At 64.9% G+C, this 19,915-nt stretch carries 19 protein-coding genes; 9 read left to right on the top strand and 10 right to left on the bottom strand.

The window, feature by feature from the left end; genetic code table 11:
• Positions 1-79: 79 nt before the first annotated feature.
• Genes AC1DZP_RS13105 through AC1DZP_RS13080 form a run of 6 tightly spaced genes read left to right on the top strand, consistent with a single transcriptional unit; the run spans position 80 to position 6,541 of the window.
• Positions 80-850: an IclR family transcriptional regulator gene (locus tag AC1DZP_RS13105; RefSeq protein WP_477302818.1), complete on the top strand. Its 771-nt coding sequence runs from the start codon at positions 80-82 to the stop codon at positions 848-850.
• Positions 850-2,136, top strand: a complete 1,287-nt coding sequence (locus AC1DZP_RS13100) for a Tm-1-like ATP-binding domain-containing protein (protein WP_477302817.1) — start codon at positions 850-852, stop codon at positions 2,134-2,136. The genes AC1DZP_RS13105 and AC1DZP_RS13100 overlap by 1 nt, the downstream gene beginning before the upstream one ends.
• 8 nt (positions 2,137-2,144) lie before the next feature.
• Complete coding sequence (locus AC1DZP_RS13095; protein ID WP_477302960.1) at positions 2,145-2,801, top strand: HAD family hydrolase; 657 nt, start codon at positions 2,145-2,147, stop codon at positions 2,799-2,801.
• A 19-nt stretch (positions 2,802-2,820) separates the two neighbouring features.
• The gene (locus AC1DZP_RS13090) at positions 2,821-4,170 is read left to right on the top strand and encodes an aminotransferase class III-fold pyridoxal phosphate-dependent enzyme (protein WP_477302815.1); all 1,350 of its coding nucleotides are present in this window, start codon (positions 2,821-2,823) and stop codon (positions 4,168-4,170) included.
• A 29-nt stretch (positions 4,171-4,199) separates the two neighbouring features.
• The gene (locus AC1DZP_RS13085) at positions 4,200-5,522 is read left to right on the top strand and encodes an aminotransferase class III-fold pyridoxal phosphate-dependent enzyme (protein WP_477302813.1); all 1,323 of its coding nucleotides are present in this window, start codon (positions 4,200-4,202) and stop codon (positions 5,520-5,522) included.
• Entirely contained in the window at positions 5,519-6,541 is a 1,023-nt protein-coding gene (locus tag AC1DZP_RS13080) for a phosphotransferase enzyme family protein (protein WP_477302811.1), read from the top strand. The genes AC1DZP_RS13085 and AC1DZP_RS13080 overlap by 4 nt, the downstream gene beginning before the upstream one ends.
• An 18-nt stretch (positions 6,542-6,559) precedes the next feature.
• Here the strand turns inward: AC1DZP_RS13080 and hpaH are convergent, their stop codons facing one another.
• The 5 genes from hpaH to AC1DZP_RS13055 form a co-directional block, all read right to left on the bottom strand.
• Entirely contained in the window at positions 6,560-7,360 is an 801-nt protein-coding gene (gene hpaH / locus AC1DZP_RS13075) for a 2-oxo-hept-4-ene-1,7-dioate hydratase (RefSeq protein WP_477302809.1), read from the bottom strand.
• Positions 7,357-8,229, bottom strand: a complete 873-nt coding sequence (locus tag AC1DZP_RS13070; protein ID WP_477302807.1) for a fumarylacetoacetate hydrolase family protein — start codon at positions 8,227-8,229, stop codon at positions 7,357-7,359. Before AC1DZP_RS13070 ends, hpaH begins: the two co-directional genes overlap by 4 nt.
• Before the next feature lie 232 nt (positions 8,230-8,461).
• On the bottom strand, positions 8,462-9,442 hold the full coding sequence (gene hpaD, locus AC1DZP_RS13065; RefSeq protein WP_477302805.1) for a 3,4-dihydroxyphenylacetate 2,3-dioxygenase: 981 nt from the start codon (positions 9,440-9,442) through the stop codon (positions 8,462-8,464).
• A 14-nt stretch (positions 9,443-9,456) separates the two neighbouring features.
• The gene (hpaE, locus tag AC1DZP_RS13060) at positions 9,457-10,974 is read right to left on the bottom strand and encodes a 5-carboxymethyl-2-hydroxymuconate semialdehyde dehydrogenase (protein ID WP_477302803.1); all 1,518 of its coding nucleotides are present in this window, start codon (positions 10,972-10,974) and stop codon (positions 9,457-9,459) included.
• A complete protein-coding gene (locus AC1DZP_RS13055; protein WP_477302801.1) occupies positions 10,950-11,372 on the bottom strand; it encodes a 5-carboxymethyl-2-hydroxymuconate isomerase in 423 nt (140 codons plus the stop codon). Before AC1DZP_RS13055 ends, hpaE begins: the two co-directional genes overlap by 25 nt.
• A gap of 222 nt (positions 11,373-11,594) precedes the next feature.
• Here AC1DZP_RS13055 and hpaR point away from each other — a divergent pair, with 222 nt between their 5' ends.
• On the top strand, positions 11,595-11,990 hold the full coding sequence (gene hpaR / locus AC1DZP_RS13050; protein ID WP_477225557.1) for a homoprotocatechuate degradation operon regulator HpaR: 396 nt from the start codon (positions 11,595-11,597) through the stop codon (positions 11,988-11,990).
• 29 nt (positions 11,991-12,019) lie between these two features.
• Here hpaR and AC1DZP_RS13045 read toward each other — a convergent pair whose 3' ends face one another.
• Positions 12,020-12,529: a flavin reductase gene (locus AC1DZP_RS13045; protein ID WP_095083603.1), complete on the bottom strand. Its 510-nt coding sequence runs from the start codon at positions 12,527-12,529 to the stop codon at positions 12,020-12,022.
• 6 nt (positions 12,530-12,535) lie between these two features.
• Entirely contained in the window at positions 12,536-14,080 is a 1,545-nt protein-coding gene (locus AC1DZP_RS13040; protein WP_477302799.1) for a 4-hydroxyphenylacetate 3-hydroxylase N-terminal domain-containing protein, read from the bottom strand.
• A 92-nt stretch (positions 14,081-14,172) separates the two neighbouring features.
• Here AC1DZP_RS13040 and AC1DZP_RS13035 point away from each other — a divergent pair, with 92 nt between their 5' ends.
• Positions 14,173-15,042 carry a helix-turn-helix domain-containing protein gene (locus tag AC1DZP_RS13035; protein WP_477302797.1) on the top strand — a complete coding sequence of 290 codons (870 nt, stop codon included), beginning with the start codon at positions 14,173-14,175 and terminating at the stop codon, positions 15,040-15,042.
• A gap of 45 nt (positions 15,043-15,087) precedes the next feature.
• Here the strand turns inward: AC1DZP_RS13035 and AC1DZP_RS13030 are convergent, their stop codons facing one another.
• On the bottom strand, positions 15,088-16,605 hold the full coding sequence (locus AC1DZP_RS13030; RefSeq protein ID WP_477302795.1) for a winged helix-turn-helix domain-containing tetratricopeptide repeat protein: 1,518 nt from the start codon (positions 16,603-16,605) through the stop codon (positions 15,088-15,090).
• 253 nt (positions 16,606-16,858) lie between these two features.
• Between AC1DZP_RS13030 and AC1DZP_RS13025 the strand changes: the two genes are divergently transcribed.
• Complete coding sequence (locus AC1DZP_RS13025) at positions 16,859-17,113, top strand: DUF1127 domain-containing protein (protein WP_095083595.1); 255 nt, start codon at positions 16,859-16,861, stop codon at positions 17,111-17,113.
• Positions 17,114-17,295: 182 nt separating this feature from the next.
• On the opposite strand, the gene AC1DZP_RS13020 is transcribed toward AC1DZP_RS13025, so the two are convergent.
• Together AC1DZP_RS13020 and AC1DZP_RS13015 are read right to left on the bottom strand one after the other, a co-directional pair.
• Entirely contained in the window at positions 17,296-18,276 is a 981-nt protein-coding gene (locus AC1DZP_RS13020; protein ID WP_477302793.1) for a 2-dehydropantoate 2-reductase, read from the bottom strand.
• Positions 18,277-18,278: 2 nt separating this feature from the next.
• Positions 18,279-19,805, bottom strand: a complete 1,527-nt coding sequence (locus tag AC1DZP_RS13015) for an acyl--CoA ligase (RefSeq protein ID WP_477302791.1) — start codon at positions 19,803-19,805, stop codon at positions 18,279-18,281.
• Between the last annotated feature and the right edge of the window lie 110 nt (positions 19,806-19,915).

Genomic DNA, 19,915 nt, shown 5'->3' with positions numbered 1-19,915 from the left:
TTTGAATATAGACTTGCAAACAAAGCCGATGCCTGTCAAGTTAATTCACACGTTAAATGATTAGTCGAAGGAGGCGAAGTTGGGTACGGTCGGCAAGGCGATCTCACTTCTGGAGCTGTTCACCGTCGACGAGCCCGAACTCGGGCTGTCGGATCTGGCGCGCCGGTCGGGCTTCGACAAGGCGACAACGCGACGGCTGCTGGTGGCGTTGACCGGCCATGGCTTCGTCGAACAGGATGCCGCCACGCGGCACTATCGCCTCGGCGCCGGCCTGTCTCGTCTGGCCCGCATCCGCGAGGCGCGCTTTCCCTTCCTGCAGACAGCGGTTCCCCTGGTGCGGGACCTCGCGGCGTCCACAGCCGAGACCGTGCATCTGTCGGAATTCGGCGTCGATGCGCTGGTCACCGTCCATGTCGAGCATCCGGCCTGGGCAAACCGGGTCAATATCGATATCGGCCAGCTTCTCCCGCTGCACTCCACCGCCTCCGGCATCGCCTATCTGGCCTTCGCCCGCGACGAGACCGTCAAGGCATGCCTGACGGGCTCCCTCAAGGCCTTCACGACGCATACGCTGATCGAGCCGGCCGCCATCTCCACATCCATCGCCGAGACGCGCGATCGCGGCTATTCGATCTGCGACCAGGGTTTCGAGGAAGGGGTGATCAGCGTCGCCGCGGCAATCCGCGCGGCGGACGGCTTTGCGCTCGGCACCATCGCGGTGGCCGCGCCGAATGCCAGGACGACGCCGGCGGCGATCGCGGAACGGGGACTTGCGGTGATGGCCGCGGCACGGGAGATTTCGATGCGCCTCAATGGCGAAAACCTGCAAACGCTGAGGAGGCAGGCGTGATGTCGGCAGAGACGGCAACAGTGCCCCGAATCCTGGTCATCGGCACCGGTGACACCAAGGCCGACGAGCTCGGGTTTATGAAGCAGTGCATCGAGACATCGGGTGGCCGCGCCGTGATGATGGATGTCAGCGTGCTGGGCGACCCGCCCTACAGCCCGGATCACGACAAGCATGCCGTTGCCCGCGCCGTGGATGTGACGATCGCCGAGATCGTTTCGAGCGGTGACGAAAACACCGCCATGACGCTGATGGCCGGCGGCGCCGTGCAACTGGCGCGCAAGCTTTATCAATCCGGCGAGATCGACGGCTTCATCGCCATCGGCGGCTCGATGGGAACCGACCTGGCGCTCGACGTGGCGCTTTGCCTGCCGCTCGGCGTGCCGAAATTCGTCGTCTCGACCATAGCCTATTCGCACCTCATCCCGCCCGAACGCGTCGCGCCCGACCTGATGATGATCCTCTGGGCGGGTGGGCTTTATGGCCTCAACAGCATCTGCAAGGCGGTTCTCTCACAGGCCTGCGGCGCGGTTGTCGGTGCGGCCAGAATCATGCTGGCGCCGCGAGCCACGGCTCCCGCCACCGGTCCGACCATCGGCATGACCTCGCTCGGCAGCAGCTGCCTGCGCTACATGAAGACGCTGAAGCCTGCGCTGGAGCAGCGTGGCTATGATGTAGCCGTCTTCCACACCACCGGAATGGGCGGCCGCGCCTTCGAATCGATTGCCGGGCAAGGCCATTTCTGCGCGGTGTTCGACTTCAGCCTGCAGGAAATCACCAACCATCTCGCCGGCTCCGTCGTCAGTTCCGGCATCGACCGGCTGGAGAATGCCGGCGCCCGCGGCATTCCGCAGATCGCGGCGCCCGGAGCCGTCGACATGGTCGACCTGCCGACCTGGCAGGAATTGCCGGCTAAATTTGCGCAACGCCCGTTCCACGCTCATAACAGGCTGATCGGTTCGGTCACCGTCGATGCCGACGATCGCCGCCAGGTCGCCAGAACCATCGCCGCCAAGCTCGGCGCGGCGAAAGGGCGCTCCGCCTTCATCCTGCCCTCCGGCGGCATCCAGGAATGGGACATGCCGGGCGAGCCGCTCTACGAACCGGAGGCTCTCGCCGTCTTCGCCGACGAAATGCGCAAGGCCATGCCTGTTGGCGTAGAGTTCCACGAGATCGACGCCCACATCAACAGCGACGACTTCGTCGGCAAGGCGCTCGAGATCTTCGACCGATGGGTCGAGGAAGGCATTGTTCCGCGCGGTGCGCCAGCCAAGGGAGAAGCCGCTTGAGCGTTCCTTTGGCTCAGGCGCTGGTCCTGGATTTCGGCGGTGTCGTCACCCGGACGCTGTTCGAGACCCATGCCATGACCGAACAGGCGCTCGGCCTCGAGCCAGGCACGCTGCAATGGCGCGGGCCGTTCGATCCGGACAGCGATCCGCTCTGGCGCGCGATGCAGGCCGACGAGATCAGCGAGCGCGACTACTGGCGTACGCGCACAAGCGAAGTCGGCCGGCTCATCGGCGAGGACTGGCAGGCGATGGAAACCTTCGTCCGCCGTGCGCGCGGGGCGGAGCCGCAAAAGGTGGTGCGGCCGGAGGCCGACAGCGCCATCCGCGCCGTCCATGCGGCGGGCTTTCGCCTGGCCATCCTATCCAACGAGCTCGACCTCTTCTACGGCGCCGACTTCCGCCGGCGGCTGCCGCTGCTCGGCCTGTTCGACACAATAATCGACGCCACCTATACCGGTATCCTCAAGCCCGACCCTCGCGCCTATGCCTTCGTCACCGAGGCGCTCGGCCTGCCCGCCGAGTCTTGCGTCTTCGTCGACGACCAGCATCGCAATGTCGATGGCGGCCGCACAGCCGGCATGCGCACCGTTCATTTCGACGTTGCGCGGCCGGCACTTTCCTATGCCGAAGCCCTCGGCCATTTTGACCTTGTCCCAGCTGCCTAGACCATTTGCGGAGCTTGCCATGCGCGACATCAATTTCCTGACCGAGACGAACGCCAAGCCGATCTGGCATCCGATGGCGCATCCGGCCGAGATGCGGGCCAATCCGCCGAAGATCATCATGAAGGGCGAGGGGGTCACCGTCACCGATATCGATGGCAGAAGCGTGCTCGATGCCGTCGGCGGCCTGTGGAACGTCAATCTCGGCTACAGCTGCGACCCGATCAAAAAGGCGATCGCCGACCAGCTCAGTGCGCTGCCCTACTATTCCGGCTTTCGCGGCACCTCGACCGGACCGTCGATCGAACTCGCCTATGAGCTCAGCGAGTGGTTCGAGCCGGAAGGCATGGTGCGGACCTTCTTCACCTCGGGCGGCTCGGACTCGGTCGAAACCGCGCTGCGGCTGGCCCGCCAATACTGGAAGATCCGCGGCCAGGGCGACCGCACCAAATTCCTCGCTTTGAAGAAGGGCTACCACGGCACGCATTTCGGCGGCGCCTCGGTCAACGGCAACGCCAATTTCCGTCGCAACTACGAGCCGTTGTTGCCGGGTGTTTTCCATATCCCGGCGCCGTGGACTTTCCGCAATCCGTTCGACGAGACCGGCCCGGCTCGATTGGCGAAATTGTGCGCCAAGGCGCTGGAGGACGAGATCGCCTTCCAGGGCGGCGACACCATCGCCGCCTTCATCATGGAACCGGTACTCGGCGCCGGCGGCGTCATCGTTCCGCATGAGAGCTTCATGCCGCTGGTGCGCGACATCTGCGACCGCCACGAGATCCTTTTGATCGCCGACGAAGTGGTCACAGGCTTCGGCCGCTCGGGCGCATGGTCGGGCTCCAGGCTGTCGGGCGTGAAGCCGGATTTCATGACCATCGCCAAGGCGATTACCTCCGGCTATTTCCCGCTCGGCGCCACCCTTATCGGCGCAAAGGTTGCAGACGTTTTTGAAGCCGACAAAACCAGCTTCGGCTCGATCGGCCACGGCTACACCTATTCCGGCCATCCGGTCGGCTGCGCGGCCGGGCTGGCGGCGCTTGCCGAAACCAAACGGCTTCGCCTGAACGAGAACGCAGCCGCGCGGGGCAACGAACTCGCAGCCGTGCTGGAAGGGCTGAAGGCCAGGCACGCCATCGTCGGCGATGTCAGGTACAAGGGCCTGATGGCGGCGCTCGAACTGGTCTCGGATCGCGCCACCAAGAAGCCGACTGACAAGAAGACCATGGCCGTGGTTTCGGAGGCGGCCTACGAAGCCGGCGTCATGCTGCGCGTTTCGGGCAACAACATCATCCTGTCGCCGCCGCTGATCATCAGCGCCGCCGATGTCGCCAGGATCGGCGAAGCACTGGACGCAGGCCTGTCTAAGGTCTGACGCGGTTACAACGGAGTTTGGGTACGCAAATGGCCTATTCGCAGGAAAAAGTGGGGCAGCAAAATGAGGGTTCTGAGGCGCTGGTTAGCCGGCGTTCCCGGCTGCTCGGCGCGAAATCGCAATTGTTCTATGACGAGCCCGTGCATCTGGTGCGCGGCGAAGGCGTCTGGCTCTATGACGCCGACGGCCGCAAATATCTCGATGCCTACAACAATGTCGCGCATGTCGGCCATTGCCATCCGCATGTGGTCGAAGCCCTGTGCCGGCAGGCAAGCCTGCTCAACACCCACACGCGCTATCTGCACACCGCCATCCTCGACTATGTCGAGCGGCTGACCGCGACGTTCGATGCCAGCCTGACCACCGCCATCCTCACCTGCACCGGCAGCGAGGCCAACGACATCGCGCTGCGCATGGCGCAGGCCGCCACCGGCCGCATGGGCATCATCGCCACCGACGCCACCTATCACGGCAACACTTCCGCCGTTTCGCACCTCAGCACGCGCATGCCGCCGGTCGGTGGCCGCGCCCGCCACGTCAGGCTGGTGCCGGCGCCCGACAGCTTTCGCCATCCGGATGCGATGGCCAACGGCAAGGCTTTTGGCGACGCGGTGCGCGAAGCGATCGCCTTGCTCGAGCAGGACGGCATCGGCCTGTCCGGCATCATCCTGTGTCCGCTGCTGGCCAATGAAGGCTTTCCGGCGCTGCCGTCCGGGTTCTTCGATGACGCGCAGCGTGCCGTGCGCGAAGCCGGCGGCCTGGTCATCGCCGACGAGGTGCAGCCCGGCTTTGGCCGCACCGGCAGCCATTTCTGGGGCCATCAGCGCGCCGGCTTCGTTCCCGACATCGTCACCATGGGCAAGCCGATGGGCAACGGCCACCCGGTCGCCGCCGTGGTCACCACCAGGGAGATCCTGGCGACCTTCCGCGACGCTTTCCGCTACTTCAACACCTTTGGCGGCAACCCGGTATCCTGCGTGGTGGCGAATGCCGTTCTCGATGTTCTGGAGCAGGAAGATCTCGTCGCCAACGCACGCGATGTCGGCGCCTATGCGCAGGGCCTGCTGCGCCCGCTGGCCGAACGCCACGAATGCATCGGCGAGATCAGGGGCGCCGGACTGTTTTTCGGCGCCGAGCTGGTTCACGACCGCAAGACGCGCGAGCCGGCATCAGACCTTGCCGAGCAAGTCGCCAACCGGATGCGCCATCGGGGTGTGCTGATGGGCAAGACCGGCATCCATGGCAATGTGCTGAAGATCCGCCCGCCGATGCCGTTTTCCCGCGACGATGCCGCCTTCCTGATCGGCACGCTCGACGAGGTGCTGGGCGAAGTCGGCGGAGTGCCGGCGTGAACGCGGTTTCCGTGCCGTCCGAACCGGAAGATGCCGCCACCGTCACCGAACTGGCGCGGCGCGCGCTCCAGCATTGGGGCATCCGCGACGGTGAGCCCGAGCTGCTGAAATTCCGTGAGAACGCCGTGTTTCGGGTTCGCCTGCCCGATGGACAACCGGCAGCCATGCGCGTTCACCGGCTTGGCTATCATTCAGACGCCGCGCTGCGCTCGGAACTGCAATGGATGTCCTTCCTGCAGTCGGCCGGCGTCGCCACGCCGTCTCCGGTCGCCGCGCTGAGCGGCGACCTGTTCGTGCCGGTCGACACCGGCACATCGGCGCCGCCGCGCCAGGTCGACTGTCTCAGCTGGCTGGAAGGCCGCGCCGTCGGGGCGCGAGGCGTGCCGCTGGATTACACGCCCGAGCAGGCAAGGCAGGTCTTCACCGCGATCGGGCGAACCATCGCGCATATGCACAATGTCACCGCCGCCTGGACGCCGCCCGCCGGCTTTACCCGCCATGCCTGGGATTTCGACGGCTTCTTCGGCCCGGCCCCGACCTGGGGCCGCTTCGAGACCTCGCCCTTCCTCGACGGTCTTCGCCGCGAGCTGGTTTTCCAGGCGCGGGACAAGGCCGTGAAGGCGCTGTCGGAGCATGAACGCAGCGCCCGTAATTTCGGCATCATCCATGCCGATCTGGTGCGCGAGAACGTGCTCGTCCATGAGGGCGCGATCCGCATCATCGACTTCGACGATTGCGGCTATGGCTGGCATATGTACGATCTGGCCGTCGCCCTCTACCAGAACCGGCAGGAGCCGCTCTATCCGCTGATCGAGGCCGCGCTGCTCGACGGTTATCGGCAGTTGCGGGGACTGACGGCGCAGGACATCGCCGCACTGCCGCTGTTTTCAGCGTTGCGCGCTTTCGCCTTCCTCGGCTGGGTGCAGAGCCGCGTCGAAGGCGACATCACCAGGGATGTCGGCATGCGCATGTCGGCCATCGCAGCCGATGTGGTGATCGCCTATCTGCATGGTGAGTGACCGGCGCTGGCCTGCCGGTCAGGCGAAGTGAATGCTGACGGTGCCCGAACTGCCGAAATCGGCGACGATGGTGTCGCCGGGCCGCGCCTCGACCGGCCGCACGAAGGACCCCGAGAGAACCACCTCGCCGGCCGCGATCGACATGCCGTAACGGGCGAGCCTGTCCGCCAGCCAGGCAATGCCCATCGCCGGATGGTTGAGCACGCCGGCGCCAAGCCCGGTCTCCTCGACCTCGGCATTGCGCGAGACGATGGCGCCGATCCAACGCATGTCGGCTTCATCGGGTCGTTGCGGCCGCCCGCCGATGACGATGCCGGCATTGGCGGCATTGTCGGAAATCGTGTCGAAGAAGGTGCGCGTCTTCTTCGTCTCCGCATTGACGCGCTCGATGCGCGTGTCGAGGATTTCGAGCGCCGGCGTGATGTAGTCGGTGGCGTTGAGCACGTCGAAGAGGGTCACGCCGGGACCCTTGAGCGGCGCTTTCATGACGAAGGCGATCTCGGCCTCGACACGCGGCTGGATGAAGCGGCCGGCGGGAATCGTCGCGCCGTCGTTGAAGAACATGTCGTCGAACAGCACGCCCGAGTCCGGCGTGTCGATGGCCAGCGCATACTGCATCGCCTTGGAGGTCAGGCCGATCTTCCAGCCCTTCGGTTTCAGCCCGGCATCGATCTTGCGCGTCACCAGAGCGGCCTGCACGCGATAGGCGTCCTCCATCGTCGCCTCGGGAAAATCCAGGCTGAGCAGCCGGATCTGGCGGCGCGAACGCTCGGCTTCGAACAGCCGGTTGGCGGCGTCTTCCACTTGCTCCGGGGTCATGTCGCTGCCTCGTCGACGACGCTGTTGTGCAACACGCCGATGCCGTCTGCCTCGACCTCGATCACATCGCCTGGCTTCAGCCAGACCGGCGGCTCGAAGCGGGCGCCGGCACCCGTAGGCGTGCCGGTGACGATGATATCGCCGGGCACCAGCGTGGTGAAGGTCGAGACATAGGCGATGATCTTGCGGAAAGAGAAGATCATCCGGCTGGTGCGGTCCTGCTGGCGCAGCTCACCGTTGACGCGAGTGGTCAGCGTGATGTCGGCGATCTGCGCCTCGTCCGTGAACGGCACCAGCCACGGGCCGATCGAACCGCTGCGGTCGAAATTCTTGCCTTGCGTGACGTTGAACTTGGCATGCCGCACCCAGTCGCGGATGGTGCCCTCGTTGCACAGTGATAGCGCCGCGATGTGGCCGAGTGCGTCGGTCTCCGCGATGCGCCGGCCGGCCTTGCCGATGACGATGACGACCTCGCCCTCATAGTCGAGCTGTGGGGATTCCGGCGGCCGCACCAGCGGCGCGCCATGGCCGACGAACGAGCGGGGGAAGCGGACGAACAGCGACGGATTGGCCGGCGTCGCCTGCCCGTCCTTGTACTCCTCGTTGCGGTCGGGATAGTTGACGCCGACGCAGATGATCTTTTCCGGAACCGGGACAGGGATGTCGTAGGCGATGGCGTCGAGCGGGAAATCGGCGGCCAAGGCATCGGCCTCTTCCGCCAGCCGCAGCAAGGCGCCGGCCTCGATCACCTCGCGCAGCGTCGGCCACTGGCCGTAGCGGGCCGACAGGTCGACGACGCCCTTGCCGGTGATCGCGCCATACCGTGCCTTGCCGCCGACGGTGAAGGTGGCGAGCTGTGCCCTGCTCATGCTGCAACTCCGGTGGGCTTCTGCTGGTTTGGAGCTTTACGGCACCCCCCTCTGTCCTGCCGGACATCTCCCCCACGAGGGGAGAGATTGGATGTCACCTCCGCTTTCGCCAATTTCCGACGCTGCAAGAAAGGCGCCGGCCGAGCTGCCAGCCGATCTCCCCCCAAGTGCGGGAGATGTCCGGCAGGACAGAGGGGGGCGCGAAGGAACGCAGACATCATTTTCGAAACACTCACGGCGCCACAATCGGCGAAGCCGTCAGATCCGACTGGCGCGCCGCAACCCCGGCAAAGCTGCTACCCTCCTCGAACCAGCTCTTCGGCGCCGGCGCGCCCCACAGCGTCTGGCGCTGCGGATCCTTGAGGTCCCATTTGATCGGCTCGAGGTCCGGATCGACCGTCTGATAGTCCGAGCAATAGATCTCGATGCGGTGGTTGTCGGGGTCTCTGATATAGAGGAAGAAGGCGTTGGAAATGCCGTGCCGTCCCGGGCCGCGTTCGATGTTCGGCAGATAGCCGGTCGTCGCCATCAGGTCGAGCAGGTCGATGATGTTGAGCGGCGTCGGCACCCAGAAGGCGACGTGGTGCAGGCGCGGCCCGATGCCGTTTGTGAAGGCGATGTCGTGGACGCCGCCCTTGCGGTGCGTCCACGCCGCCCACAGCTTTCCGCTGCTCGCATCTTCTGTGTATTCGGTGACGCGGAAGCCGAGCTCGTTGTAGAAGGCGACGGACTCGTCGACATTGGGCGAGAAGCAGTTGAAGTGATCGATGCGCAGCGGCTTGACGCCGTGATAGAGCGCGTATTTCTGGTGGATCGGCGGCAGCCGCTCCATCTGGGCATAAAACTCGAGCGGAATGCCGTGCGGATCGCGGGTGCGGAAGGTGCGTGACTGGTAGGGCCGCTCGACCCATTCCACCGGCAGGCCTCTTCCCTCAAAGAAATGCTCGGCCTTGTCGAGGTCCTCCTCGGAGAACAGCTTGAAGCCGAGGTCGCGCGCTTCGGCCGTAGTGGCCTTCTTCAGCACGATGCAATGATGCCCGCGCTCCTCCAATGCCCTGAGATAGATGGTATCGGCGGTTTCGTCGGTGACCTGCAGGCCGAGTGTGTCGACATAGAAGGCGCGGGACCTGGCGAGGTCGGTGACGGCCAGTTCGACATGGCTGAGGCGCACGATGTTGAATTCAGGGTAGAGATTGGGCTTGGGCAAGGGCATTTGATTTCCTCTGATCAGCCGCCGAGTTTCTGGATCGCGTGCGCCGTCGTGGCGAAGGCTATGTTCTTCGTCTCCATGTAGAAGTCGAAGGAATGGTCGCCACCGTCACGGCCTATGCCGGAATTCTTGACGCCGCCGAACGGCGTCGGCAAATGGCGCACATTCTCGGAATTGACCCAAATCATGCCTGCGTCCAGCGCGTCGGTGAAGCGGAAGGCGCGGGTGACGTCCGACGTCCAGAGATAGCCGGTCAGGCCGTATTGCGTGTCGTTGGCCAGCGCCAGCGCTTCCGCCTCATCCTTGAAGGAGATGGCAGTCAGCATCGGCCCGAAGATCTCTTCCTGGGCAATGCGCATCCTGTTGGTGGCGCCGATGAACAGCGTCGGGCTGACATAGCAGCCGCCGCCCGGGCCGGCGAACTTGCCGCCGCCGGCAACGACCACCGCGCCTTCCGATTTGCCGATCTCGATATAGGAGAGCACCTTTTCCTCGTGCACCGGGTGGATCAGCGGACCGACCACCGTTGCGGGATCCAGGGGATGGCCGATCTTGATGCGCTTTGCCTTCTCCGCCACCAGATCGGTGAATTCGTCGTAGACCGACGCTTCGACCAGCAACCGTGACGAGGAGGTGCAGCGCTCGCCGTTCAGCGAATAGATCATGAAGACGGCGGCGTCGGCGGCGCGCTCCAGGTCGGCGTCGGCGAAGACAATCACCGGATTCTTGCCGCCAAGCTCGAAATGGACGCGCTTCAGAGTGTCGGCGCCTTGGCGCATGATCATCGAGCCGGTGCGGCTTTCGCCGACGAAGCCGATCGCCTTGATGTCGGGATGCTCGGTCAGCGCCTTGCCGGCGTGCTCGCCGAGGCCGTTGACGAGGTTCCACACGCCCTTGGGCAGGCCGGCCTCTTCGGCGATCTCGACCAGCAAGCGGGCGGTCAATGGCGAAAATTCAGCCGGCTTATGAACCACGGTGCAGCCGGCGGCCAGTGCCGGCGCGATCTTCCAGGTCGACAGCATGAACGGCGTGTTCCACGGCGTGATGATGCCGACCGGGCCAATCGGCACCCGTGTGGTCATATTGACCTGGCCTGTGGTCCGCAGCGTCTCGCCGTCGCGCGCCTCTGGCGCACGGTCGGCGAAGAAGCGGAAATTCTCGGCACCGCGCAACGCCGCCTTGGCCATGAACTTCAGCGCCTGGCCGGTGTCCATGCATTCGACGAACGCGATCTCCTCGGCGCGCGCTTCGATCGCGTCGGCTATTTTGTGCAGCAGCTTCTTGCGCGCTTCGCCGGGCATCGCGGCCCAGGCCGAAAACGCCGCCTTCGCCGCCTTGGCGGCGCGGTCGATGTCGACGGCACCGCCGCGCGCGACTTTGGCCAGCGGCTTGAGGTCGACCGGCGACAGCGTTTCGAACGTCGTGCCGTCGAGCGCCGGCGCCGCTTCGCCGCCGATCTGGTTCAGCACGCCATCGCGCTTGAAACGGGCCAGATAGGCCTCGGCCTTCTTCAGATTGCCTTGCAGGTCGGACATCTCAGCTTCCGTCGCTTGCCGCGCAGTCGCGGGTGGATTGCGTTCTTCTTCCAGCTCAGCACCGGGTCGATTTCCCGGATCTCGAGCGACAGGGCGAAATGCGGTGTCTCGAACAACGCGGCAAGGTGCTCGCTCACCGCCGCGAAGACGGCTTCGCCGGTCCGCTTCTTCTCCTCGGCGCTGCGCCCGATTCCGATGCGAAACGACATGTCGAGGAAGGCGTTTTCCGGCAGCCTGTCGGCCACCGCATAGGCCTCGGCGCGAAACGCCCGCACCCGCACGGCGCCGGTTTCGAACAGCCCGGTGTCCAGCACGGTGCGCAACACCAGTGCGCATAACTCGCCAATATCGACCTTGGCATCGAGATTGGCCGAATACTCGATGGAGAAGTGCGGCACCGCGTTTCGCTCCCCAATCACTTGTCTTGTTGTAGTTAACGCGTTAATTACATGAGGCGCCCATGAAGTCAAGTCTTGCATCGGCCTTGGCGCAACGATACGGGGATGGCTGGAACGGGCTTTCGGTGGGCGGACTCGGCTAAAGGAAGGCCTGTTTTCGATCGCAAGCCAGCGTGGGAGGCTTTTTTCTTGCTGCCTGAAAACACCCGTCGTTCCCTGCCAATGGCGCTCCTGCACGCCCGCGAAGTGGTGATGGCGCGTTTTCGTCCGATGCTCGCGGCCCACGATGTGACCGAACAGCAATGGCGCGTGCTGCGCGTGCTGAGCGAAGCCGGCCCGGTCGAGGCGACCGAGCTTGCCGATCGCGCATCGGTGTTGCCGCCCAGCCTGACGCGCATCATCAAGGCGCTCGAGGGGCGCAGGTTCATAACCCGCAACAAGGCCGAAGGCGACGGCCGCCGTGTCGTGCTGACAATCGCCCCGGCCGGATCCGCCCTGATCGATGCGCTTTCACCCGAGCGTCGCATCATCTATGACGACATCGAACAGCGCTTCGGCCACGACAGGCTGGAAAAGCTGCTCGATCTCCTGGAAAACCTCATCGACGGCGAGAGCTGACCGTTCGGTCCGGGCGGCATCGCTTGGGCTCACCCGCCAAAGCTGCCAAGCCGCGTCGGCTGCGTATAGTTGCGGTCGACATAGAGCAGCGCCGAGCCGCCGCTGCCGTGCCGGACATCGATGACCCGGCCGATCATGACATTATGCGTGCCGACGATATGCACATCCTCGATCTCGCAATCGAAATTGACGATCGCATCCGACAGTGCCGGCGTGCCGGACGTGAGCGTCTGCCAACGTGCCGCCGAATAGCGTGCTTCCATGTCCCTGGTCGCGCCCGCGAACTTTCCCGCAAGATGCATGTGGTCATGGGTCAGCACGTTGACGCAGAAGCGCCGGTTGGACAGGAACATGGCGGCCTGCGTCGAGCGGCCATTCATGCACACCAGCAGCGTCGGCGGCTCGTCGGAGACGCTGCACATGGCGGTGGCGGTGAAGCCGCCGCGTCCGGCCGGGCCGTCAGTGGTGACGATGTTGACCGGCGCGCAGACCCTCGCCATGGCGTCGCGGAAATCGGCTTTCGAAATCTGCGTGGCCATCTGGGTTCACTCAGCCGACGAAGCAAGCGGATTGAACCAGGTATCTCCCGTCCAACCGTTCTCGTCATAGTCGGCCATGCAGGTGTCGACCAGTTCTTCCATCGCCTTCAGCCGCCCGCCGCGTTCGGCGCCCTTCAGCACCTGCAGGCGCACCTCTTCCGGCGCCCCGGCATAGTTGAGCTCGTAGAGTGCGTGGCGTCCGCCGAATTCGGTGCCGGTCGCGTCCCACAACAGCTTCATGATCTTGATGCGCTCGATATGGCCCATGTCGTTGGAGCCGCGCACATACTGCGCCAGATATTTGTCGATCTCGGGATTGTTGAAGTCGCGCACCGACGATGGCAGGTAGATCAGCCCCGAGGCGATCACCCGGCGCACGGTGTCGATGACGCGCGGATAGGCTTCCGACATGAAGGTCCGGTAGGCAAGGGCGGCTTCCAGGTTGGGCAGCACCGCGCCGTTCGCCCACGGGATCGGGTTGTACGCCATGGCATTGGAAAAGCTCCAGAACATGTGCCGCACCGCGATGACCTCGCCCAGCGCCGCCTGGTTGCCGCGGAAGGCATCGCCGCCAGTGGCGCGCAGCGCCTTTGCCAGCAGGCCGGCGAGGAAGTCGAGCTTGACGGCAAACCGCGTGCAGCCCTGGAAGCAATAACCGTGCATGAAGCCGGAAGCCGGATGGAACGATAGGATTTTCTGCGCGTCGCGCAGCACCAGGACGTCCTCCCAGGGGATGAAGACGTTGTCGAGCACCAGGATCGCGTCGTTCTCGTCGAAGCGCGACGACAGCGGATAGTCGAAGGGTGCTGCAACGGTATTGGCCGTCTGCTCGTAGGAGACGCGGCAGAACATCTTTATCCCCGGCGCGTTCATCGGCACGATGAACATCACCGACAGCGACGGATCCTCGGTGACCGTCGCCGAACCCTGCGCCAGGAAATTGTAATGGGTCAGCGCCGAGGACGTCGCCACCACCTTGGCGCCGGACACGGTGATGCCGGCATCGGTTTCCCCAGTGATGTGGACGAAGACGTCCTTCACCTGTTCGGCCGGCTTGTGGCGGTCGATCGGCGGATTGACGATGGCGTGGTTCATGAACAGCGCTGCTTCCTGGGCACGTCTATGCCAGGACAGCGCGTTGTCCTTGAACGGCCCATACCAGTCGGCATTGGCGCCAAGCGTGTTCATCAGCGCCGCCTTGTAGTCGGGCGTGCGCCCCATCCAGCCATAGGACATGCGCGACCACTGGGCGATAGCTGCTTGCTGGTCGACAAGCTCGGCGGAGGATTTGGCGACGCGGAAATATTTGTGGGTGTAGCCGCCCGAACCGGTGTCCGTCGGCGAGGTCAGCGCGTCTTGCTGCTTGGTGTCATGCAGGGCATCATAAAGGCGCGCCAGCGACCGCGCCGAATTGCGCATCGCCGGATGCGTTGTGACATCGGCAATGCGTTCGCCGTTGATATAGACCTCGCGGCCGTCGCGCAGGCTCGCCAGATATTCGGCCCCGGTGAACGGACGCCCCTTGTCGGCACGGAAGTCTTCGGATCGCATGATGTTCCTCCCCTTGCGTGACGACTGTAGCGCCTGGGCCGGGGATCGGTTATGGACGGAACCGCAAAACCGATTGGACTTTTTCCGGCGCCATGAGCCAGAGTTCCATCCCTGACTTCTTCGTCTACGGCGAGCCGGTGCGGCCGCTCGACGTCGGTTTCCTGCATGTCGAGACGGTGCTTGCCCGCAGCAACATCCATCTCGGCGAGGTCGCCGCGCACAAGCATCCGCAGATGGGCCAGATCACCTACTGGACCAGTGGCTCAGGCACCTACCGCATTGAAGAGCGCTCCTGGGACTTTTCGGCGCCCGCCGTCAGCTTCGTGCCAAGCAATGTCGTGCATGGCTTCTCGATCGGCCCAGGCACCGATGCCATCGTCGTCTCGGTCGCCGATGGCGCGCTCGCCGCCATTGCCGGCCAGAGCTTGCTGCCGCTGGACAGGCCGGTGTTTACCGACGGCCCGCCGCACCATGCCGCGTGGAAAAGGCTGGCAGCGGTGCTGGAGATGATCGCTGCCGAATACGCCGAGGCGCAAGCCGGCAATGACAAGATGCTGCCGGCGCTGATCGCCGTCGCAATCTCCCACATCGCCCGTCTCGGTCCCGACGGGACCACCGCCACAACCTCTTCCGAGGCTTCGCTGGCACTAGGCCTGCGGCGGCTCGTCGACGTGCATTTCCGCGACAACTGGCCGGTCGACCGCTATGTCGAGACGCTGGCCACGACACCGCATTTGCTCGACAAGGCCGCCCGCGCGGTGCTGGGCACCGGCGTCAAGCGGGTGGTCAGCGAGCGGCGATTGCTGGAGGCGAAGCGACTGCTGCTGTTCACAGTGCGCACGGTCGAGGACATCGCCTACGAGATCGGCTTTGACGACCCGGCCTATTTCTCAAGGGTCTTCCGCGAACGGATCGGCGAAGCGCCGGCCGCCTGGCGCCGCAAGCAGTTGCGGGGGCATTGAGCGGGTCACCTGGATGCGGGCCTTGCGGGAGGTTACGCCGGCGCGTCAGTCCGGTAGACCGGCCTTGCGGAAGCCATCGACGAAATGCTCAAGCGTCGCTGCGTCGCGGAAGGGCTCTGTCGTGGCCCAGTGCCGGGTCGTGAAATGCGGGTTGCCGACGAGGAACAGTTCGACCTCCGCGCGCGCTTCGTCGAGCCGGCCGAGTTGCGCGAGGCTTGCCGCCAGGAAACGGCGTGAGCTTGTCCGATAGGTCTCGTCCCGGCGCAATGTCTCGACAGCGGCTTCGTAATCGCGGGCCGCATATTGCGCCGCGCCGAGCGTCAGATAATACCAGCTTGGCGGAAACGGGTTCAGGCGGAACGCCTTGCGAATATGCTCGAGGGCCTCCTCGACCCGCCCTGCCAGCGCCGCGATGTCGGACAGAGCCGCCCACGCGTCGGCTTCGTTCGGGTCGAGCTCGAACGCCTTGGCGAACTCGGCATCCGCATCGGTGAAGCTGCGCTCATAGGCAAGCAGGTAAGCCAGGACCCAGCGGCAGCCGGCATCGTTGGGATCGATCGCCACGGCCTTGCGCGCCAGTTCCAGGGCAACGCTGCGGGAAGACTCACTTGGTCCGCCGGAATGCACCGATCCCATCCAGTGGTTCATGGCGAGCCAGCGATAGGCCTCGGCATATTCCGGATCAAGCGCCACCGCGCGCGTCAGCATCAGATGCGCTTCCTGCGCCATCTGCGGCGAATCATCCATCAGCTTGCGCGCCCGCACGCAGAGATCGTAGGCCTCGAGATTTCTGGGCCGGTGGCGTGGCGGCGGTGCGCGCAGCCGGCCAAGCAGCGCCTCCACGATCTTGGCCGTCACCTCGTCCTGGACGGCAAAGATATCTTCCAGGCCGCGATCGAAGCGTTCCGCCCAGAGATGATCGCCACTCACAGCGTCGACCAGCTGCGCGTTGATGCGCACACGCCCCCCGGCGCGTCGCGCGCTGCCCTCCAGCAGATAGTGCACGCCAAGATCGCCAGCGATCTCGCGCACGTCCATAGCCTTTCCCTTGTAGGCGAAGACCGAGTTGCGGGCGATGACGAACAGGCCGGAGATCCTCGACAGGTCGGTGATCAGGTCTTCCGTCAACCCATCCGCGAAGGAGTCCTGCTCGGGATCGTTGCTGACATTGACGAAGGGCAGCACGGCTATCGATGGTTTGCCGGGTAGCGGCAAAGGTTTTCGCTTCGCGTCACCAAGCTGTCCGATGGCCCCCGTGAAGCGGTAGCCGACGCGTGGAACGGTGACGATCCATTCGCCGCCATCCCCGGCCGGACCAAGCAGCTTGCGCAGCTGCGCGATCTGGACGGTGAGGTTGCCTTCCTCGACCGCCGTGCCAGGCCATGCCGCGTCCATCAGTTCGGCCTTGCTCAGTATGTCGCCGGGCCGTCCAACGAGCGCCGCGAGCAGCTTGAGCCCGCGGTAGCCGACGGCAACGGGCACATCGTTCCGAAGCAGCGTTCCCGCACCGGAATCAAGCACGAACGGACCAAAGGCAAAGCGCGATCCCTGCATAGGGCGCATCTATAGAGCAATTTCAGGAACAGTGTGAAACGGTTTTCCCGGGAAGAGCGCGTAGCGCTTTTCCTCAGGGAATTGCGTTAAAACAAAGAGTTATGGCAGGTTGCCGGTTCCGTGAACCGGTGACCGGCTCTACCCATTTGGAACTTTTGAGAACTATTTGGGAAGGCCTAATTACGGCGCTGTCCGTAACCTGCAGAATTCGGCCACTTTCAGGTCGGGGGCCTCTGGACCCTCAAACCATATGGAGGTTGTTATGACCAACATTCTTGAATTTGCCCCGCACAAGACAGCGCGGTCGGGAACGCCCGTGGCGCCGATGGCGCGTCGGCATCTGACGACCCTGCAGAGCATTATTGCGAGCTGGCACGATCGGACCTGGCGCGAGCGGATCCGCTTTCGCTGGGAGCTTGCGCAAATGGCGAGGGACAATCCCTATCTGATCGACGATATCGGTCTGACGGACCGTCAGGTCGAGGCAGAGCTCGCCAAGCCGTTCTGGCAACGATAGCGCGAAGACTGCAAGGGCACCGGATCGCGGCCATGCCATTCGTCATGCTGGCGGCATTGGCTGGGCTGGCCAGCAGTTGTCGGGCGGCGCGGCATGGTCGGCGAACTTTGTGTGCGGCTGCTGAAGCCGGCAGCAAAGGACTGGCCGGCTGCGAAGGACTGACGACAATCGATCCGGACGGTTCAGGAATAGCAACCGCGTTCAATCCCGAGGCGGCGCACCAGCGCCAGCACGGCATCGATGATGGGGGTCGGCTTGTCCGTTAGCCGGCCAAGTTCCTGCACCGCGCTGACCAGCGCGTCGATCTCCATCGGCCGGCCGCGCTCCAGGTCCTGCAGCATTGAGGTCTTGTGCTCGCCGACATCACCGGCGCCCTTGATGCGCCGGTCGACCGCTATGGGAAAGCGCACCCCGAGACTTTCACCGATCACCTGTGCCTCCAGCATCATGGTGCGGGCAAGCGTTCGGGTTGCCTCGTCGGCAACGATCGCCGCCAGCGTGCTGCCCGTCAGCGCCGAGATCGGGTTGAAGGAGAGATTGCCCCACAGCTTGACCCAGATTTCGCTACGGATGTCGTCGCGAACCGGAACCTGCAGGCCGGCCTTGACCATCTCCTCGGCCAGAAGCGTGACCCGCTCGCTGCGCTCGCCGGAGGGTTCGCCAAGCGAGAAGCGTTTGCCCTCGACATGGCGGATCAGGCCGGGCGCGTCGACCTCGACGGCGGGATAGACGACCGAGCCGATGACCCGCTGCGGCCCGATCCGCTCCCAGATCTTGCCGCCGGGATCCACCGCGTTCAACCGCGTGCCTTCCAGCGGCCCGCCGTCGTCATGGAAATACCACCACGGCACGCCGTTCTGCATCGTGACGACGGCGGTGTCCGGCCCGAGCAGCGGCGCGATCTGATCGAGCGCAGGGGTGAGGGAATGGGCCTTCAGCGCCAGCACCACATAATCCTGGGCGCCAAGCTCTTCGGCTCTCGCCGCGGCCCGAACGGAAGCCACCGATTCCTGGCCGTCTTCGATCAGGCGCAACCCATTTGCCTTGATCGCATCGAGATGCGCGCCGCGCGCGACGATCGAAAGCTCGGTCCGGCCGGCCATGGCGAGCTTGGCGGCGAGATAGCCACCGATCGCGCCGGCGCCGAAGATGGTGATCTTCATCGTCAAAGTCCGAGTTTGGCGGCAAGCCCGATGCGCTGCAGCTTGCCGGTAGCGCCCTTGGGAATCTCGTCCAGGATCAGGATCTTGCGCGGCACCTTGAAGTCGGCGAGCCGCGTCGCCGCATAGCCGCGGATATCGCTCTCGTTGGCGGCCATGCCTTCGCGCAGCACCACCGCCGCCGCCACCTCCTCGCCGAGCTTGTCATGCGGCATGGCGAAGGTGACGACCTGCGCTACCGCCGGATGGTCCATCAACACGTCATCGACCTCCAGCGGCGAGATCTTCTCGCCGCCGCGGTTGATGATCTCCTTCAGCCGACCGGTGACGCGCAGATAGAAATCCTCGTCGAGCACGCCCTGGTCGCCTGTGTGGAACCAGCCATGCGCGAACGCCGTGGCGTTGGCGTCCGGGTTCTTCTCGTAGCCTGCCGTGACGTTGGGTCCGCGAATGACGATCTCGCCGGTTTCGCCGGCCTTGAGCAGCTGCCCGTCAGGCGCCATCACCGCCACCTCCGGTCCGGCGGAGGCGCCGACGCTGCCCGGCTTGCGCAGGCCAGGCGGCAGCCGGTTCGATGCCATCTGGTGCGCCGCCTCGGTCATCCCGTAGGATTCGATCACCGGGCAGCCGAAGGTCGCCTCCAGTTCGGCCATGACTTGCGCCGGCAGCGACGCCGAGGACGAGCGGATGAAGCGCAGATGCGCCGCCGCCAGCGCCTCGGCATTGCGTGCCGCCCGCGGCAGGATCGCCTGGTGCATGGTCGGCACCGCCGTGTACCAGCTCGGCCGCGCATCGCTCAGCCACTGGAAGAAGCGCAGCGCGTTGAAGCCTGGCGTGCAGTAGATGCTGCCGCCGGCAGCCAGCGAGGACAGCACCGCCGCGATCAGGCCATGGATGTGGAACAGCGGCATGATGTTGAGGCAGCGGTCATTGGCCGTCAGGCCGAGCGTCGCGCCGATATGGGCGGCCGAGGCCGCGATGTTGGCATGGCTGAGAGGCACCAGCTTGGGTCGCGACGTGGTGCCCGAAGTGTGCAGCAAAAGCGCGATGTCGCCGTCCTGCGCCATCTCAGGCGCGGCTTGCGGCCCGATCGCAGGGCCCTCGATGGTAAAGCTTCCGGCTGGCGTGTCGGGCAAGGCGACAAGCCTGAGCACGCCGATGCCGAGCCGTTCGGCCACCGTCACCGCCGGCCCGCTTTCGTCCTGTGCAACGAGGATCGCCTTGGCGCCGATATCGGTCAGGTAGAAATCGAGCTCGTCCGCGCGGTAGGCCGGATTGAGCGGTGCCGTGGAGGCGGCTGCCGCCACCGCGACGAAGGCTGCGGCCATCTCCGGCCCGTTCGGCAGCACGATGGCCACCCTGTCGCCGCGGCCGATACCGCGCGCATGCAGCGCGGCTGCCGTGGCGGCGATCAATTCGCGCAGTCCGCCATGCGTCAGCGTGGTTCTTTCGGGCGCCGAAATCGCCGGCGCATCATCGGCGCCGGCGGCAAGACGGTGGGAAAGGTCTGCATCGTTTCCAGTGTGGGTCATGTCACCGCCTATGTTTCAAGCGACCGCTTACAAAGTCCAGCGGCGATTTCGGACACCGGGCCAATCGCCTCGGACCGATAGTCGACGTTAGCGCCGCCCCTCATCCGCCT

This window comes from Mesorhizobium sp. P2_F8, assembly GCF_056403655.1.
The sequence above is the reverse complement of the archived record's forward strand: the minus strand, read 5'-3'. Positions and strand labels throughout refer to the sequence as shown.

What these genes read in the sequence shown, in the direction of transcription:
- AC1DZP_RS13045 (WP_095083603.1), bottom strand. Translation starts at nt 12,529, where the DNA reads ATGGCCACGCAGATTTCGAAAGCCGATTTCCGCGACGCCATGGCGAGG.
- AC1DZP_RS13070 (WP_477302807.1), bottom strand. Translation starts at nt 8,229, where the DNA reads ATGAGCAGGGCACAGCTCGCCACCTTCACCGTCGGCGGCAAGGCACGG.
- AC1DZP_RS13085 (WP_477302813.1), top strand. Translation starts at nt 4,200, where the DNA reads ATGGCCTATTCGCAGGAAAAAGTGGGGCAGCAAAATGAGGGTTCTGAG.
- hpaH (WP_477302809.1), bottom strand. Translation starts at nt 7,360, where the DNA reads ATGACCCCGGAGCAAGTGGAAGACGCCGCCAACCGGCTGTTCGAAGCC.
- AC1DZP_RS13035 (WP_477302797.1), top strand. Translation starts at nt 14,173, where the DNA reads ATGAGCCAGAGTTCCATCCCTGACTTCTTCGTCTACGGCGAGCCGGTG.
- hpaD (WP_477302805.1), bottom strand. Translation starts at nt 9,442, where the DNA reads ATGCCCTTGCCCAAGCCCAATCTCTACCCTGAATTCAACATCGTGCGC.
- AC1DZP_RS13030 (WP_477302795.1), bottom strand. Translation starts at nt 16,605, where the DNA reads ATGCGCCCTATGCAGGGATCGCGCTTTGCCTTTGGTCCGTTCGTGCTT.
- hpaR (WP_477225557.1), top strand. Translation starts at nt 11,595, where the DNA reads ATGGCGCTCCTGCACGCCCGCGAAGTGGTGATGGCGCGTTTTCGTCCG.
- AC1DZP_RS13090 (WP_477302815.1), top strand. Translation starts at nt 2,821, where the DNA reads ATGCGCGACATCAATTTCCTGACCGAGACGAACGCCAAGCCGATCTGG.
- hpaE (WP_477302803.1), bottom strand. Translation starts at nt 10,974, where the DNA reads ATGTCCGACCTGCAAGGCAATCTGAAGAAGGCCGAGGCCTATCTGGCC.
- AC1DZP_RS13025 (WP_095083595.1), top strand. Translation starts at nt 16,859, where the DNA reads ATGACCAACATTCTTGAATTTGCCCCGCACAAGACAGCGCGGTCGGGA.
- AC1DZP_RS13040 (WP_477302799.1), bottom strand. Translation starts at nt 14,080, where the DNA reads ATGCGATCCGAAGACTTCCGTGCCGACAAGGGGCGTCCGTTCACCGGG.
- AC1DZP_RS13020 (WP_477302793.1), bottom strand. Translation starts at nt 18,276, where the DNA reads ATGAAGATCACCATCTTCGGCGCCGGCGCGATCGGTGGCTATCTCGCC.
- AC1DZP_RS13100 (WP_477302817.1), top strand. Translation starts at nt 850, where the DNA reads ATGTCGGCAGAGACGGCAACAGTGCCCCGAATCCTGGTCATCGGCACC.
- AC1DZP_RS13015 (WP_477302791.1), bottom strand. Translation starts at nt 19,805, where the DNA reads ATGACCCACACTGGAAACGATGCAGACCTTTCCCACCGTCTTGCCGCC.